The 17,289-nt window shown below is 64.1% G+C and carries 10 protein-coding genes and 4 pseudogenes; 9 read left to right on the top strand and 5 right to left on the bottom strand.

Annotated features, from left to right (window positions below; translation table 11 throughout):
* Positions 1–6: 6 nt before the first annotated feature.
* Positions 7–230 (bottom strand): annotated as a pseudogene (locus ACZ5K7_RS23745) (transposase family protein); the annotation flags it as partial.
* 153 nt (positions 231–383) lie between these two features.
* Here ACZ5K7_RS23745 and ACZ5K7_RS23740 point away from each other — a divergent pair.
* From ACZ5K7_RS23740 to ACZ5K7_RS23725, 4 genes and pseudogenes are all read left to right on the top strand, one after another.
* On the top strand, positions 384–878 hold the full coding sequence (locus ACZ5K7_RS23740) for a hypothetical protein (protein ID WP_468915854.1): 495 nt from the start codon (positions 384–386) through the stop codon (positions 876–878).
* Positions 875–1,552 (top strand): hypothetical protein, encoded by a 678-nt coding sequence (locus ACZ5K7_RS23735; protein WP_468915851.1) that lies wholly within the window; start codon positions 875–877, stop codon positions 1,550–1,552. The genes ACZ5K7_RS23740 and ACZ5K7_RS23735 overlap by 4 nt, the downstream gene beginning before the upstream one ends.
* 22 nt (positions 1,553–1,574) lie before the next feature.
* On the top strand, positions 1,575–2,006 hold the full coding sequence (locus ACZ5K7_RS23730) for an SLATT domain-containing protein (protein WP_468915848.1): 432 nt from the start codon (positions 1,575–1,577) through the stop codon (positions 2,004–2,006).
* 12 nt (positions 2,007–2,018) lie between these two features.
* Positions 2,019–2,283: pseudogene (locus ACZ5K7_RS23725) on the top strand (transposase family protein); the annotation flags it as partial.
* Here the strand turns inward: ACZ5K7_RS23725 and ACZ5K7_RS23720 are convergent.
* A pseudogene (locus ACZ5K7_RS23720) lies at positions 2,267–2,638 on the bottom strand (transposase family protein); the annotation flags it as partial. The pseudogenes ACZ5K7_RS23725 and ACZ5K7_RS23720 sit on opposite strands and share 17 nt — an antisense overlap.
* 107 nt (positions 2,639–2,745) lie before the next feature.
* Positions 2,746–6,780, bottom strand: coding sequence for a helix-turn-helix domain-containing protein (locus ACZ5K7_RS23715; protein ID WP_468915845.1), 4,035 nt, complete (start codon positions 6,778–6,780; stop codon positions 2,746–2,748).
* Between the two features lie 53 nt (positions 6,781–6,833).
* Between ACZ5K7_RS23715 and ACZ5K7_RS23710 the strand changes: the two genes are divergently transcribed.
* From ACZ5K7_RS23710 to ACZ5K7_RS23700, 3 genes are all read left to right on the top strand, one after another.
* Entirely contained in the window at positions 6,834–6,998 is a 165-nt protein-coding gene (locus tag ACZ5K7_RS23710; protein WP_468915842.1) for a PIN domain-containing protein, read from the top strand.
* 59 nt (positions 6,999–7,057) lie between these two features.
* A complete protein-coding gene (locus tag ACZ5K7_RS23705) occupies positions 7,058–9,805 on the top strand; it encodes an ATP-dependent DNA helicase (protein WP_468915839.1) in 2,748 nt (915 codons plus the stop codon).
* Between the two features lie 168 nt (positions 9,806–9,973).
* Entirely contained in the window at positions 9,974–11,158 is a 1,185-nt protein-coding gene (locus ACZ5K7_RS23700) for an AlbA family DNA-binding domain-containing protein (RefSeq protein WP_468915837.1), read from the top strand.
* Between the two features lie 262 nt (positions 11,159–11,420).
* Here ACZ5K7_RS23700 and ACZ5K7_RS23695 read toward each other — a convergent pair whose 3' ends face one another.
* Entirely contained in the window at positions 11,421–11,852 is a 432-nt protein-coding gene (locus tag ACZ5K7_RS23695) for a hypothetical protein (protein WP_468915834.1), read from the bottom strand.
* Positions 11,849–13,963, bottom strand: a complete 2,115-nt coding sequence (locus ACZ5K7_RS23690; protein WP_468915832.1) for a hypothetical protein — start codon at positions 13,961–13,963, stop codon at positions 11,849–11,851. The genes ACZ5K7_RS23695 and ACZ5K7_RS23690 overlap by 4 nt, the downstream gene beginning before the upstream one ends.
* A 636-nt stretch (positions 13,964–14,599) precedes the next feature.
* Between ACZ5K7_RS23690 and ACZ5K7_RS23685 the strand changes: the two are divergent.
* Together ACZ5K7_RS23685 and ACZ5K7_RS23680 are read left to right on the top strand one after the other, a co-directional pair.
* A pseudogene (locus ACZ5K7_RS23685) lies at positions 14,600–16,138 on the top strand (helix-hairpin-helix domain-containing protein); the annotation flags it as partial.
* Positions 16,139–16,143: 5 nt separating this feature from the next.
* Positions 16,144–17,124, top strand: a complete 981-nt coding sequence (locus tag ACZ5K7_RS23680) for a DNA polymerase Y family protein (RefSeq protein WP_468915829.1) — start codon at positions 16,144–16,146, stop codon at positions 17,122–17,124.
* Positions 17,125–17,289: the final 165 nt, after the last annotated feature.

The raw sequence follows: 17,289 nt of genomic DNA, 5'->3' as shown, positions 1-17,289 counted from the left end.
GCCTTTTCAGCGGTGCCGCTCCAGGGTGAGGACGGTCGTGGCGATTGACGTCATGCGGTTCGGGCTGCCCCGGGCATGACGGAAGATTCGCCAGCACTTCAGGCGGGCGATGCCTCGTTCGACGGGTACGCGAGCGGCGGCAAGGGTCGGTTGACCGTCTGCTCGGTTGGGGTGAGTTCGCCGTGGGGCGTCCGGCGCTTGGGGGTGGTGACCCACTCGCCCGCGCCGAACTCTGTCCGGGTGGCGAGGACTCTACGGCCCCAAGGCCCTCTTTCGAGTTCGCGCTTTGTGCCCTGAATTCGCCGTTTCTTGGTTTCCCCAGGATGCGGGTTGTGCACTCGCGAGGTATGCTGTAATTCGCTCCGTAGACGGGGGTGAGTGTCGTGGCTGTACCTCTCATAACACTCTACCGCGGGCAGAAAGAATGGACATCGGGCATGGCCATCACTGCGCCCTCGTTGCGCAGCGATTTCGGAGGGAATCCGCGGATCCGGACTAAGGATTATTTGGAGTTCCTGTACGGCCTCATAGGTGCGACAGAGGCAGGCGACCCTGCGGCCCGCGGTTATCTGGAGAATGAACTACTCCAGATACAGATCTTCAAGTATAGGAATCCATTCGTGTCGTGTAGTCGTGCGAAGTGGGTCGCCGAGGGGTTCGCGAAAAAAGGGGACACTCGCGGCTTCATTCTAACCATCCTCGGTGAATATGATGCCGGTGTTGACATCTCCGCGATCAGGCAAAAATTTCGACTTGCCGGTGATGCCGTTGACCATCTGGACGAATTCGGAATCCCGATGTACTTGAGGCTACCTTTTGAAGTGAAGAGAGTTCAGGAAGTTTATAGCGATGAGGCTGCGAAGGATGTTTTCCCGTGAAGGTTCAAACTGTTGATCAGCCTGATGAATTTTTTTACTTCGTCTGGGCCCTAGAGAACCTGTACAGCACGCAAGGATTGGTGCGATTCCTGGATTTCGCGTCTTACTCGCTAGAGGACCATGTAGATCACGCAAGACTGATGATTGGAAAGGCTCTGGAAGCTGAGACTGTGCCCGCACCTCGTTTGGCTGAGAAGGTGGGCGAACCGGTCGACAGCGCCCCGTGGTGGCTACCTCAAGTCGACAGCGGCGTGCTGCCGTTCGCCCACATGCGCTACGTCGACCTCGTAAATGCCACTCCAGAATCTATTTTGAGTCACTCCGATGAGCAATATGCAGCCGACGAATTGAACTACACCCCTCAGCTGGACTATGCGGCATTCCGATTGATGCTGACTAGCTTCTTGGGTGCATTGAGTGGTGAAAAGAATTCAATCCCCTGTCTAGGTGTCCTCTTGTTGCGGGGGCCTATCAACAGGCAACTCTGTATAGCGCATTTCATGCCCTTGGTTACGCAAGGAAGGATAGGTTCGAAAGATCGAGTCATTCATTCTGCCTCCGATATTACACATTGGGCACGTGAAACGCTGGAGTTTCATGAACCGGTAGGGTCTAGATTTCCCTTCTCTGAGATTATCGGGCGCTACTTGGAGTTGTCCCGAATGGGCGACTAGTGGCGGATTTAGGTAGGCTCTTGTGAATGAACGTCAAGCTTTGGATCACATAGAGGAGGGGCTGGAGAATCATATAGGGAACTTCAAGTCCTCGAAAAAATTCTTTCGCCGTATCTCAATGATTGAGGCGCTATCGGCTGCAGCGCTAGGGTCATTGACTACGTTGTTCGTTGCTCTCAGTCAACTCTACAACCCGACCTGGCTGAAGGTACTTTCACTTATATTGGCTGCACTTACTACGATCGCGGCAGCATTGGCTGGATGGTTTTCCGGCCTTCAGTCATGGTTGAGTAAGCAGAAGGCTTTGAATGAACTCTATTCTCTGCGGCAGCGCATAGCCTTCGATAAGGTTGCTGAAACGGTCACCGCTGAAAAGATTGAGGAATATAGAGGCGACCTTCAGGGGGTGCTGGATGAAGCTAACCGAGAATGGAAGAAGATTCGCGAGAAGTAGCTAGATATTTCGTTCCTACGCAAGTACGAGCCTCTCGCGCAGATCGCTGCCGGGTTCGGCATCTCGGTCGGCACCTCGCACGCCTACACCACAGCGGTCATCAATCTCCTCACTGCCCGCGCCCTCGGCCTGCTGTGCGCCCTGCGTGAGGCAGACCCCGAGCTCGTCCTCCTCGACGGCACCCTGGCCGAGTGCGACCGCCTCGGCGACAGCCGCGCCCTACTATTCGGCCAAGCGCCGTCGGCACGGGGTGAGGTCTTTCAGCGTTGCCACTCCAGGGTGAGGACTGCTGCTGCGATTGACGTCATTCGATTCGGGCTGCACCGCGCTCTGCGGAAGATCCCGCTAGGTCTTCAGTCGGGCGACTCCACTCTCGACCGAGGCCCGCGCCCTAGACAGCGCCCGCTTGACGGTCTGCTGAGTGAGAGACAGCTCGCCTCCCGCAGGCCGGTGTGGTCACCCCACGCCCGTCACCGATGCAAGCGCGATCGACCAGGATCGGGACCCCTGGCGTTCGCAGATCTGGATGATCCTGGGCGCGGGCGACAATCCGAGTCATGGCAGCGCCCCTGTAGGGCCGGCGACAGCCACAGCGCCGCGCGGCGCGGGTCGGTGACCGCCTGCACGTTCACGCTGGGGAGCTCCGTGGTCTGCAGCCTGGGACGATTGGGGGCATCGCATCGATGCCCCCAATCGTCCCAGCGCTCACCTGATTTCCACCGAATCGCTCACAGTCTCGTCAGCGGTCGTTAAGGTCGTCGGTACTCGCGCGGTCGATGTTGCGTTGCGCGCTGTCCGCGAGTGCTTTGTAGAAGAGATCGACGGCAGATCCGCGCGGCAGGCCGGCGCGGATGCGCTGGGCACGTTCGCTGATGTCGAGGTCTTCCGGGTATGGCTGGCCAGGAGTTCCGAACCGGAAGCCGGAGAGGACTGCGGAGTGCAGGCTTCCCCCGGTACGACGAAACAAGTCTTCCGACAGTCGGGACGCTGTCTTCAACAACACCGTCACGAAGTCCACCTCGTCCCACACGATGTTCTTGGGCATTTTGCCCAGGAGCGGGGCGGCGGCATACGCGAGATCGCTGTCCCCTTCCTGGTAAGGCTCAAGGAGGAGGCTGAGGACCAATTCGTCTGCAGGGCCGGCGATGGTCCAGAAAAGTTCCGGCGCGTGGAGTTCACGGCGCCATGCGTTCTCGCGGGGCTGTGCCAGCCAGTTTCGCACCGATCGCATCAGGTCAAGCCGTGCAGGACTGTCAGACAACGGGAGCGGGACACTCCACTGGTAAGGCAGGGGATCGAAGAGCTTTCTGGAGGGGTCCTCCTCCCAGCGCTCGATCCGGGCGATCAGGAGCCCGACTGCGGCTTGCGAGTCGGCCTTGGCGAGGTGAGCCACGAACTGCTGCACCGTGTGATCACTCAGCGTCGGAAGAGCGGTCAACTGGGCCAGGAAAAACCTGCTTTGGGGGTCCGTAAGCTGTTCCCAGGACAAGAGGCCGTCCATCGTGAATGCCCACCAGAGGCGGTAGGGTACCGCCCCCGTCTCGCCGAACGGCACAGAGGTGAGCAGTTCCAGAGCCGTGTCCTTCGAGGTGCGCAGCATGGAAACGGCCATGCCGAGGACTCCAGCGCGCACTGCGGGGTCGGTGTGGTTGCTCAGAGCGCGGGCGAGTGCCAGTGCACCGGCCTCCTGCACCGAGGGGTCCGGGATGTACTTTTGGAGAGCCTGGGCGACGGCCCAGACCTCCACGGCCCCACGGTCGGCAACGAGGCGCCGACACGTGTCCAATGCGCGGGGCACGTTCTGTTCGAACGATGCGTGCAGCACTGAGGGCAGCATGACACGGACAGCTTCATTCTCCGCGCGGGCCAGCCGGTCGAGAAGAGCGGGGATGAGGTCAGAGAATCCCTTAAGAGTGTCTTCGAGTACTGCGGGAACTCCCTCTGAGTGACGGGCCAGGACTTTTTGGCCTGCTTCCACCAGCGATACGAGTAGCTCGGCCACTTGGTCGGTGGGCTGCTTCCTCAACTCGTCGGCGGTCTCGTGGCGTAGTGCCGCCCAGTGGTTTTGGACGTTCTCCAGCCATTCGGTGTCTTCGGAGCGGGGGACCAAGGATTCGTCGTAGGTCCCTGTGTGGAGGAGGAGCGCCAGATGGTGTTCCGTGTTGTCCGGCAATGCGTCGAGCACTGTCTGCGCCGTTTCACGCATCTGAGCGGTGCCGTGCTTTGCGGCCCAGCTCAGCGAGCGCCGGGTCGCGAGCGACACCAGAGGACGTGGCTGCGTCGCGGCAACCCGGGTGGCCAGTTCACGGAGGAACTCGATGGCGTGCGGCTCGAATTCTTCGCTTTGGTGGCGAAGGACTTCTTCGAGGGATGCGGCGGCCACGGCTGCCCGCTCTTCATGCCCGGACGTGTATTGGCCGAGTAGGATCTCAGCCGCGCGTTGCCTGATCGGCGCCACTATCTCCGCTGGGACCGGGTAACGGCTCAGGGTGAGGGTCCAGCCTTCCATCATTCGGCCCTCCGCCGTGTTGGAAAACAGCGGATCGAGCAGTGCGAGGGGCATGCGGTTCGCGGGATTCGGCGTGGCTTCTTCCGTCCAGTCCGACAACGCGTCGAGCAGGATCTCCTGATACGCCAGCGGCTTGCCCGGGGCGTACGAAGCCAGGTCGAGGAGAACACGGAGTGGTGCGTCGGGATTCTGGTTGAGCGGCCGTTCGTCGTCCCGGCCCATGGACCACAGGAGGTCGTACACGCTGCGCAGCTGGTCAAGATCGACGGCCACTGCCTCCAGGACACGCGGTGCTTCGCAGAGGACATCGGCCTGGCTGTACTTACCGGGCATCCACTCGATGCCGCTCGGCCGGTCGTCCTCGGCCGTCGGGTTGTCCAGGGCCCACCGGGTCAAGGCGAGTACGCGCTGGGGCTGGAAGGGAGCGATCTTCAACAGGAGACGCAGAAGTGCCCTACGGGTGTAAGCGCCACCTCGTTTGAACTCGTCTTCGACGACCACCCACAGGGGGTCGAGCAGACCCGCATGACGGGAGCCCCGGCCGTTCCACTGCCAGTCGACGCGGCCGGCGTTGAGAAGAGCATTCGCCAGCGCGTCACCGTCGGCATGCTCGCGGACCTCCCTCAGGTATGGCGTGGGGGAGCCGTCGTGCGGATTGACAGCCGCTTCGGCAAGAAGGACGTCGCCGAGCAGGTCGGGGGAAATGCGTACGGAGGCGCCGCGCCGTACCACGATGCCTGTGCCTTCCAGGCCCATGAGACGAGGGCTGATCCGGGAGAACGGCATCTGCAGGATGCCGGACAGCGCGTTCTGAAATTGAGGGACGTCTGTGGCAACGGGTTGCAGGGCTGCTACGGCGTGCAGCAGTGCCCGATCGTCATCGGGCTGCTGGGACTGAGACAAGGCGGACTGGACGAACACGTCGAGAAGCAGCCGGTGCACGTCGGTACTGCTCTGCAAGGCACTGATGTCCAAGCTTCCTCGCCGTACGGCGGTTGCGGCATTCACGAGGAGCAACGGCGAGTCGGCGGCCACATGTGCCACCACACGGGCGGCATGTTCCTGCCTTTCTCCGAGGATCTCGGAGGCCAGCAGGAGGGCCTCTTCGCTCCGCAGGACGGACAGTTCCCACCTCGGAATCTCGCTCTCGTCCAACCTGGCGGCCCGAAGTGCCTGCTGGACCACATGCCGGCCGTACGGCCGGGTTGCAATCACCAGGCGGGCGTGGGGGCGTGCACGAAGCACTCCGGTCACTACCATGGCGAGATCGTCCGACCGCTCATGCGCGTCCTCGATCAGTACGAGCAGCCGATCGCTCGTCGGCAGATGCTCGAACTCGTCCGGAGTGAACGGACCGGGCTGCAGTACGCGGATGGTCTTTCCGTGGCCGACACCGTGTTCACGGGCGAGCTGGCACAGCAGACGGCTCTTTCCCTGTCCCGCGACACCGGTCAGGACGCCGATCCGTGGCCCCTCGCTGCCAGCAGCGAACGCGGTCATGGCCTCCAGCATGGAGTTCCGGCCCACGAGCCGGAACTCATGGGAGTAGACGGGACTGGGCAGAGAGACCGGGAACGCCTCTTCCGCGGTTTGCCAGACGCTGGGACTTCGTACCCCCAAAAACTCCTCCCGCATATCCGGGAAGAAGCGGTCAATCAGCGTGAGTGCCTGATCACGAGGAAGCTTGCTGACCTCTCGGGACAGGACGCGCGAGTCCCAGATCGTCCACTCGGCCAGCTCGTCGCAGGCTGTCACCACCGCGGCGGTCGCGCGTGTGGACAGGAAGAGGACACAGCGGTCGACGCGGGCTCGGGCACGGTCGAGTTCCGCCACTGCCTTCGCGAACGAAGCAGGCTGGAACTTCTCGTACTTCTTGCACTGGATGCCGATGCGTTCCCCATCGGCCGTGACCACGCGGATGTCAATGCCGTGCTGCTTGTCTCCGGGGACCCCGTATCGCAGGACCTCCTGGGCGTCCGGGTACAGCCACGAGGCCAACGCGTCGCAGAAAGCCTCGAACTGGTAGGCGTCGAGGCGGTTGAAGGGCAATTCCTCCAGAAGGGGGCGGCGTGGAGGTGTGGTGGCAACGTCGATGCCCAGCGTCACGCGCAGACGCTGGAGTCGTTCACCTCTTGGTGAGGTCTCTCCGCGTTCCCAGCGGCTCACCGTCTGCTGCCTCATGTCGAGTCGACGGGCCAGTTCTGCCTGGTCCCACCCTCGTGCCTCGCGTGCGGCTCGGATCTCGGCAGCCGGAATGTCACTCATGAAGGAATCATACGCACCTGTCGCATGTACCTGCGTTAAATTCCTCTGCTACCGTGGTGCAGTGCCCACTGGATCAGCTACGAGGAGAGGAGTCGGACGTAAACATCACCTTCGCCTCCATGGAGATCGCGGCGTTGCCGACGGTCGACACCATGCTCCTCGTCAGCGCGGACAGCGACCTGTGCCCAGTTGTTGGCATTCAAGCCCGAACGGCATGAGTGCCTCGATATCGAAGGCGACTCAGAGCACGATCCTCCGGGGAAGTGGAGCGGGAGCGATGGCATCAGTAGAACAGCAAGTGAAGAGCGCCGACAGGGTAATCTGCGAAAACATCGCCAACTTGGCCGGTGATCGAGGTTTCCTCTCGCAGAACGTGCTGGGACAGCTCCGGAATCTCGTCGAGGGGCTAATAGTCTGGGCACACCTCAACGACGGCTCGACCGAGTTCCATTACAACCAAGTTGGGCCGGCTCTGGATGCTGTTAAGGCGCTCGCCAAGTTCAGATTCCTGAGCAGATTCCATGGCCTGCTCCAGGCTAGCGTCTCGCACTACACGCTGGATCGCGATCCATCCGAGCGATTGATGCTGAAGTACTACGAGTACCTACTTCGCACCCGCGACCTGGCACAGCAACAGCTCGGGGTCACGATCCTGAACAACATCGAACGCTTCCCGATCGACCTGGACCCCTCGTTGCGTGAATACTACGAGAAGATTGCGAAGCGTATCGAGCAAGTAAGAGCGACTCCGTCCTCCAGCCCGCGTCGCGAGCGGTACTACATTCATAGCTCGCGACCGTTCTTTATCCGCGGCCGCATCTACTATGAAGTGACGTTCTATCGCGCCCACAACCGGACGAGCAAGTTCGATCGCATCATTGGCTTTACCGACATCGACGTCACCGACAAATATGCGGCCAACCTGGATCTGGTGAACGACACGATCGAAGTGCTTGGCCAGAGGATGCCGATCATGTTGATCCGCTCGTGGGAAGTGTCGATCCGGCCGTGTGAGTTCGATAACTTCGCACGCTTCTTCGCTATCTCGCCCGACCGAGTCAGCACGTCACTCTCCGAGTACCGCAACCTGATGAGTTACCTCACGACAGAGCGATCAAGTCTGCTTGATCTAATAGACATGCCCGACGTGACTTACGGCCAGGTTCGCTCCTGGGTGCTCGACGGCGCGCAACGTAGTCCGCTGATTTTCCCTGTGCTTGACCGCGCGCGTGCACTCATCCGCGAGGACCGATCAGGCGCTCGTCTAATGCGGTACCTAATGCTTCGAATGAACAATCGTGTGATCAAGGAGCAGTTTGATGCCGACGAGTGTGCTGGACTTTCCGGCTTGCGCGTTTCCTGGAGTTCTAAGCCCTTCGATACGATGCCGTTCTGCACGTCGCCACGCGGACACACCCCGCGCTTTGCGGATCTCGCCGAGAGCCTGGACGCTAGGAGCCGACCTCACGAGCTACTGGCAAGGCGAGTCAGGAACAATGTAGAGCAGCACGGCGTGATCTATACGTCGGCATCCGACCTGGAGGACCTCGGTGATGTCGACAAGCTGATCGCGCGCCACAACCAGTTGCTGCCAACCAATCCCCGACACGCGCCGCGGAAGCTGGCGCATGAAAACGGGCATGTGTTCATCGTCGGGTATGAGGACGACACTGTCGCGATAATCAATAAGCTCCAGACAATTGCTGTCAGCGGCGTCCCCAACCACAGCAGGGACGTGCAGGCTTGGATAAATGCGAACCCAGGGGCCATCGATGACCCGCTGAAAGCTCAGTCTCTGACGGAGCTGTTTGAGCACTCGAAGGTCGCCCTCGTATACGGTGCGGCTGGCACGGGAAAGTCGACGATGGTAAATCACATCGCGAACTACTTCTCGAGCAAACGGAAGCTGTTCCTGGCGCACACCAACCCGGCCGTTGATAACCTGAAGCGGCGAGTGCAGGCTCCGAACACTGAGTTCAGTACGATCAGTAAGCACGTGTACGGCAGCACGTCGTTTGGCGTAACGTACGACGTCCTTGTAATTGACGAGTGCAGCACTGTGGGCAACGCAAGCCTACTCAAAGTGCTCGAGAAGACATCCTTCGACCTACTCGTACTCGTTGGCGACGTGTACCAGATTGAGTCCATCGACTTCGGCAACTGGTTCAGCATCATCCGTTCGTACATTCCGGGCAAGTCTGTCTTCGAACTCACAGAGCCCTTCAGGACGACCGATCAGGCGCTTCTCGCACTGTGGGACAGGGTGCGGAACCTGGACGACCGCATCGAAGAGTCGCTCTCCAAGAATGGCTACTCGACAGTGCTGGGAAACTCGCTTTTCCAGCATCGGAGCGACGATGAGATCGTGCTCTGCCTAAATTATGACGGCCTTTATGGCATCAACAACGTTAACCGATTCCTGCAGGCGAGCAATCCGAATCCAGCTGTAACCTGGAGCGAGTCTACATACAAGGTCGGCGATCCCGTGCTCTTCAACGAATCTGATCGATTCCGTCCGGTCATCTTCAATAATCTGAAGGGAAAAATCGTCAAAATCGATCGCATGCGTGGCCGCATCACATTCGACGTGAATCTCGAACGGGATGTTACTGAGGCCGACGTTTTCGGCACAGATCTACGTTGGGTAGAAGGATCGACCGTCCAGTTTGACGTCTTTGAGCGCGGCAACAGCGATGATGATGACGATACGCTCACCACCATGGTGCCGTTCCAGATCGCGTACGCCGTATCGATCCACAAGGCGCAGGGTCTTGAGTACAAATCGGTGAAGGTGGTCATCACGGATGCTAACGAGGAAAACATCTCCCACAGCATCTTCTACACCGCGATTACACGCGCTCGGGAACGTCTCGAAGTGTTCTGGACTCCGGAAACGCAGCAACGAATCCTGAGCCGTCTCGCAGTGCGTGAGAACACGAAAGACGAGATTCTGATGAAGGTCCGCCGAGGCGTGATCCCTGTTGCGAAGCGACCGAAGCTTCAGAAGGCGCGTCAGCGGCCGTAGATGCTGGATCTGAAAGTGTGGTTCGTGAGCGGATGCTGTTTCTGGCCGAGGCTGGGGCCCGTCTCGTTGACCAGCGACCGGCCGAACGCACACTGCGGATGGCGGCCGTAGGGTGCTGCCATGGCTTACACGTCACTTCACCGTTCACTCGGAGCCCAACCCGGTCGCGTGACCGCCGGGATGCTCGACCAGGCCGCTTCGATCGGCCTCGGTGAAGCCGAGGATCTCGATTGGAAGCGGGACGCCGACGAGGTGAAGGACAACCGCGAGCACGCCAAGGACTTCGCAGCCCTGGCCAACGCCAACGGCGGCCTCATCATCACCGGGGTCGCGGAGGACGGCAACGGCGGCGCGGCCACGGTCGACGGAATCGACGACGCTCGCGCGCAGGCCCTGGCCGACCGGTTCCGCGGGATCGCCAACTCCATGGTGCGGCCCTTCGTCCCTGCCTTCAATGTCTACACCGTGCCGTTGTCCTCGGTCGTGGGCCGCTCGGCGGTCGTCGTCCAGGTACCCCGCAGCCCGGAAGCCCCGCACCTGGTGCCCTGGGACAAGGACAGCTGGCGCTACCCGAAGCGGGTCGGCACCGACACGGTCTGGTTGGGCGAGTCCGAGATGGAGACGGCGTACCGGCGGCGGTTCGCCGCCCGGCAGGACGCCGAGGTGCACCTGACGGGGCTTGCCGAGTGCCTCGATCACCATCTAGTGGGCGCAGCCCGGCGCGTGTGGCTCGTCGTGACGGCCGTCTGTTCGGTACCGGCTCTGTACGACACCACGCCGGCCGTGCACACCGGGGCCATCGACCCGGTTATGGCCGAGATCTACCACACCCTGCCCACGAGTGGGGGTGACAGCCTTTTGCGGTCCCGGCTGACGCAGCTCATCCCGCGCGTCGGTCTGCGGCGCGTGGTCTTCAGCGCGACACGCCCCTACACCGGAAAGTGTGACCGCACCTACATCGAGCTGCACCATGATGCCTCCTTCGCTGGCGCGCTCTCGGTCACTTCGCCACTCCAGCACGGGCCAACCCTGCTGCCTCGGCTTGACTTCGAACAAGCGATACGTGACCTGGTGACCGCGGCCGCCATCCACGCCCACCGGCGGGGAGGCGACGGCATGCTGCAGCTCCGTGCTGCCACCGTCACCGAAGGCGGCGAGCTGGCGCTGGCCAACCGGGGCGGCCAGTACGACAGACAGGTCGACGACAGCCTCGTCGTATGCCCGGAGCCCGTGGTCACCGAGGCGTCGCTCCAGGATCTCGCCGCCTCACCGGTCAGCCGCGGTACGGCCGCGAATCGTCTGCTGCAGGACCTCACGCACCAGTTCGCCGTCGACGACCTGCTCAACCGCTGACGAGTGACGGATAGATCGTCGCCTTCGGAGGGCAGCGTGACCTGCCTTCTTCGGGACGCCGATGACTTTCTCGGCTGCGTCGCCGAAAGACGGACGGTCGCCTCTCAACCGTTGCTTCGCGCTCCGACCCGCCCAAGCCCGGAGAGCGAGGAGTGGAGATCCCCCGTGCAACTGCGCGCGCCTGAACGCCTGTACTCGCTGTTCGACGAATCGACTGCGCGGTGGGTTGAAAAGCTCACCCGCCGCGCGTCTGCTGTGCTAACTAGGCCACCAGCCGTAGCCACTCATCCGCTCGGGGCCAGACCCGTGGGTTCATGGCGCCACGGAGGTTGAGCCGGTCTGCGGACCTTCCCTCGATGGCGTTGAGCGCGTCGCCCGGGGTGTGATCTTCGAGGTGGAGTACCCGCACGTGGGCGAAGACGGCCCGCTTGTCAGGATTCCGCTGATGTTCACCCAGGCGGGCGCTGAGGTCGTCGTCGCGACTGGCCTGTCCGAGCCACCTGATGTGATTCTCGGTATCGGTGACCAGGTAGATACCTGTCACGACCCCCAGGTCGGTGAAGACCTCGTAGTCGTGGAAGGGGACCGGCGTCGCATAGGCAGCCACCAGAAAGCGGCCAGCTGCCAGGGGGAGCGTCCCCAGGGCCCGGCGCGTGAGCACGGGGCCCACCGGAAGAACCGTCCGCTGGGTCACCGACCGGCCTCCGCGTCGAAGAACACCGCGCACTCTGAGACGAAGTCCGCGGGGTCGCCCCCGCCGTGCTGGAGGACCTGCAGAACTGTTCCTACCCCCCGAAGGTCCTTCCGGGCGGCGGCCAGGGCGTCGCCCAGGACCTTGGTGACGGTGTCGCTGAGGTTGTCCGGCAGTGCGACAGCGTTGGCGTCGGTCGCGGCGTCGTCGAGTTCCTTGGCCGTGCTGAAGACGTCCGCGAAGGCCTTCACGAGTCCGTACGTGACCGCCGCCTCGAAGGTGTCACGCGCTACGAGGAGCTTCTGCTGGGGCGTGGGCTCCGGCTGGCCCGGGTCATCCGAGGGGCCCGGACGCGGCGCGCGACGGCGAGCGGGCTTCTTCGGGAAGGCCTCGTCGAACCAGGCACGTGACGCGCGAGTGCCGTCCAGAGGCCGGCCCTCCACATCGACCTGCCGGGGCTCGCTTCGGGTGTTTGCCGCATGGGCGAGTTCCCGCATGAGACCGATGGTGCGCGTCGGCTGGACCTTCAGGGCGTCCCGCACGCTGTTCATCGTCCGGCGGATGCGCCGAGTTTCGGCCTCGTCGTCGACCTCGTGGGTCTGCGCTCCGACGGAGCCGCGGTCGGCCTCGACGATCTTGTGTTCGGCGAGCCAGTGCATGCCGCGCGTGATGATGAAGGTCTCCAGAGCCTTCTCGTCTCCGCGGCCGGCATCGGCGAGGAGGTCAGCCCAGGTCGCGTCGGGCGCGAAGGTCGTGCCGTCCTTGATGCTGCTGGGGCGGAGCAGCCCGTCGAGTACACGGGGGTTCCACCGGTGGCTGTAACCGTCGCTGACCACTGCCGAGATCATGCGCATGCGGTTGTCCACATGCCGGCGCCCAGTCTGGCTGGGGGCAGGTTCTCCCAGGACCCTCCGGATGAGCCTGCGCCGCTCCGGCGAGGTCGGGAAGACGATGTCGTAGAGCGTTCGGTCCCGGCGGTCCCGAGTAGCGACGAGATCTTCGCCGGCCTCCGGCACCGGATCCGGGGCCTCACCCGCGAGCCACGCCCTTTCCGGCTCCTGCAGTTCGCCGTAGTTCACGGCCTCTCGGAGGATTGCCCGGAGGTCAGAGGCCGCCTTCTCGGACAGCTTGTAATCCAGGGGTGGGCGCCGGTGATCGACCCGGTTGGGGTCGAACACCGAGTTGTGGAATCCTTCGAGGTTCGTGGCCCCCACGATGATCTGGATCGGGACGGTGGCTACGTTCTGGGCGCGCATGGCGATGGTGTGACCGGGGTGGTCCGGGTCGTCGAACGCGTCCTTCAGGATGGTCGCGAGGATCGGGATCCAGTAGGTGGGATCCGCGGACCGGGGGTCGTCCGTCCGCGAGATGCCCATGTGCGCGTAGGGGCGCAGTCCGAAGACGATGTCCCGGACCGAGAGCCCGAACAGCGCCAGGCGGGCCCTGGACCGGTTGGCACCCTTGATGGCCGTCAGGTCGGGGACGGCTCGAATGCGGCTGCCGGTGTCCGTCTGTTCGCTGATCTGCCGCACGAACGGGGCGTGCAGCGTGACTTCCTTCTGCCCGTAGATCTCGATGTCTTCGACGAGGCGATAGCCCCGGTCACCGTCGGCCGTGTTGAGGGACGTGTCCATCAGGTCCAGCAGACGCGCCTGCCGGTTGAGATCCACGGGATCGGCGGTGGTGAGGAACGCGGCCGGCCTTCCGGCCGTACGGCCGGTCGTCAGGGCTGGCAGAACGTAGTCCGGCCGTGCGTCCGGACGGAGAGGAGAGTGGAAGTCGCCGCGGATGCGTTCGTTGTACTCGCCCGGGCTGCCAGCGAACCCGTGGGCTCGGACACTGAGGATCGTGAGCCCACTGTCCTCCTGCAGCGTCTGCGGCTTCAGACGGTAAACGCCGTCCTGACGTTGCAGGTACTGCTTGGGCTGAGGTACGTACGCGGTGATGGCGTCGATCAGGGACCGGGGCAGGCTCGTGGCGGCCTCAAGCGCGTCAGCGAAGCGGTCGGTCCACTCCTTCTTGTCGGCGCCCGGGTAGGGATTGTCCCTCCCGGTGGACGAAGGGGTGATGTCCTCGTCGTCGAAGTCAGCCGAGGGCGGGGCGGTGCTAATCACGAAGACCTCCGAAATGGCGATGTCAACACCCTGGTTGACACGGTCCGGCTGCCCAGCCGGTTCGCCCGGGCAGAACAGGCCCGGACTCCGCAAGATCTCGGAGACCTTCAGTTCCCGCTCGTCGCTCCGCGTCTGCGGCATGCGCGTCGGTTCCCGTCCGCGTTTTCGCCCTTCGCCGCCCCGCCCCTCGGCCGCGCTGCGGCTTTGGAGACGGTATGCGGGCTCTCCCGGCCTGAGGCCATTGGGAGTCGGGGCTGAACCCGGCATTGAGCCTGAATGTATCCATTCATGGTAGCGGTCCGAAGCGGCGTGCCGGAAGGTCTGCGGACGAGCCTTACCGGAACAGGGGCGTCACCGCCTTTACCACCAGCGCGAGCGCTGTGTCCTGGTGGCCAGCACCGCACCGTAGACAATCGCGGTGTGCTCGATGCCCTTCATCGCGGCGCACATGACGCGGCTGGTACGCGAGGGCGATCGTCGCGAGAGGTGACGCGTCGCCGTGTAGAGGGTTGAAGCCGATCAGCGACACAGGGCGATGCAACCGACGCATCGCAATACGCCGATACTGCTCTCCCGCCTGTGGTCCTCAGAAAACCCGACACTACAAAACCCGACACCTCACTTGACCAATGAACTGGTCAGCAGGACCTGCTGTCCCGGCTGCAGCCCCGCGACGTCCAGGACGTCATCGCCGACATCAGCCTCTTCCGTCCGGGCCCGGTCGCCGGCGGCATGCCCGAGCGGTACATCGCCGCCCGGCACGGGGGCGCACCCGCGTACGCGCACCCGGACCTGGAACCGGTGCTCGCCGACACCTACGGCGTGACCATCTGGCACGAGCAGATCATCGAGACGCTCTCGGTGCTGACCGGCTGCGACCGGGCCTTCGCGGAGATCACCCGGCGGGCGCTCGGCGACAAGGAGCAACTGCCCAGGATCAGGGACTGGTTCCACGAGCGGACCCGCGCGCGCGGCTACGGCGCGGCCGTCCGGGACGAGGTCTGGAAGACCGTCGAGGCCTTCGGGGCGTACGGCTTCTGCCGCGCCCACGCGGTCGCCTTCGCCGTACCCGCCCTCCAGAGCGCCTGGCTCAAGGCGCACCACCCGGCGTTCCTGCTGGCCGGCCTGCTCGAACACGACCCCGGTATGTGGCCCAAGCGGGTCCTCGTCTCCGACGCCCGTCGGCGTGGGGTGCCGGTTCTGTCCGTCGACATCAACCACTCCAAGGCGAAGCACACCGTGGAGATGACCGAGAAGGAGGAGTGGGGCGTACGACTCGCTCTCTCCGCGGTGCACGGCATCAGCGAGGACGAGTGCGCCCGGATCGAGGCGGGACAGCCGTACGGATCACTGTCGGACTTCTGGCAGCGGGCACACCCCAGCAGACCCGTCGCCGAACGCCTCGCCGAGATCGGCGCCCTGAACGGTCTCCACGACGGCCGCCTCACACGCCGTGATCTGCTGCTCCAGATCGCCGAACTCCACCGCCAGTCCCGCACTCGGTCCGCGCACGAGGGACAACTGCCCATCGACGCGGGCGCGGTGGGCGGAGCCGAGCCGAGCGGGCTGCCGGAGATGACCGGACGCGAGGCCCTGAGCGCCGAGCTGAGCACCCTCGGCATCGACATCTCCAGGCACCTGATGGAGCACCACCACCGGCTGCTGCGCGAGATCGGCGCGACCGACGCGGCGCATCTGGCCGCCATGCGAGCAGGTCAGCAGGTGCTGGTCGCGGGTGTGCGGGCCTCGACCCAGACCCCGCCGATCGCGAGCGGCAAGCGGATCATCTTCGTCACCCTGGAGGACGGTTCCGGCCTGGTCGACCTGGCGTTCTTCGAGGACTCCCACCCGGCCTGCGCGCACACCGTCTTCCACAGCGGGCTGCTCCTCGTCCGTGGCACGGTCCAGGTGCGCGGCACCCGTCGTACCGTCGTCGGCACCATGGCCTGGGACCTGGACGAGATCGCGGCCGCCCGCCGCGACAACGGCCCCGAGGCCGCGCTCGCCCTTCTGGGCAAGACCCGTCCGCACCCGACCCCCGCCCAGCCGCACCGCACCCTGGCCGACGGCACCGCGGGCGCCCGCCTGCACCCGTACGCCGACCTCCAGCCGGCCGGCACTCGCTCGGCCGACCTGAAGAAGTTCGGCCACCGAAGCCCCGGGAGCGCGGGATGAGCGGGATGAGTACCCGTCAGCGGCACATCGCCCACCTCCACCTGCACACCTCGCTGACCGAGGATCAGTACGCCGATATAATCGAACTGATGTCTGGTATCACGCCTCATGTCCAGGCCCTGCCGCCCAACGCCGTGCAACTGGACCTGACGTCGGCGCTCAGATACTTCGATCTGTCTCCCTATGACGTCGTCCAGTTGGCGAAGCTCCGGTTGAAGGCTCTGTACGGCATCGACTGCAGCGCGGGGCTCGCGGGCAACCGGATGCTCGCGGCCATGGCGGCCGACGCCTCCGCACCGGGAGACACCACCTGGGTCCCCACCGGCCATGTGACCGACTGGCTGTATCCGCGGCCGGTCACCGTGCTGCCCGGCGTCGGCCGCGCCATGGCGGAAACGCTCACCCGGTACGGCCTGCACACCATCGGCCAGATCACCGACCTGCCCCCAGCGACCCTGCAACGACTCCTCGGTGCGGGGCCCGCCCGGCTGCTGGCCGAACGCGCCCGCGGCCACGACCCTCGCCCGGTCGCCCCCGCGGAACCGGCAGAACACCTGATCGCCGACCTTGTGCTGGAGCGGGACTGCCTCGACCCGGCCCAACACCACCGCGCCGTGCTGGAACTTGCCGACCAGATCGGCCAACGTCTGCGCGGGGAACAGCAGTCCGCGGGCCGGCTCACCCTCACGGTGCGGTACGCCGACCGCACCTCCACCACCCGTACGCGCGCGCTGCCGGAACCCACCGACCACTCGCCCGCTCTCGCCGCCACCGCCCTGGGCCTGTTGACCTCCCTCGGACTGCAACGCGCCCGCGTCCGCGCCTTCGCGCTCCGCGCCGAGGCCCTACTGCCGGCCGCCGACGCCTACCGCCAGCTCTCCCTCGACCCCGCCGCCGACCGTGCCCGCGCCGCCGAAGCCGCCGCGGACCGTGCCCGTCGACGTTTCGGGCCGGGGGCTGTACGGCCGGCAGCTCTGGCGAACTGACCGCTGGTGCCGGGAACCCCCCTGATTCCCGGCACAAGCGGACGCTGTCGATCCCGTGCCAGTGAGGTGCTCGGGGAGCGGGTATCGGCCCGGAAAAGGCATTCGGCGTGCTCTTCTCCACAAGATGTCCGCACGCACCGAAGGCACCCCGGTCGGCGACGAAAG

The organism is Streptomyces sp. NPDC031497 (assembly GCF_055580905.1).
This window is presented reverse-complemented; position numbering and strand designations above follow the sequence as displayed.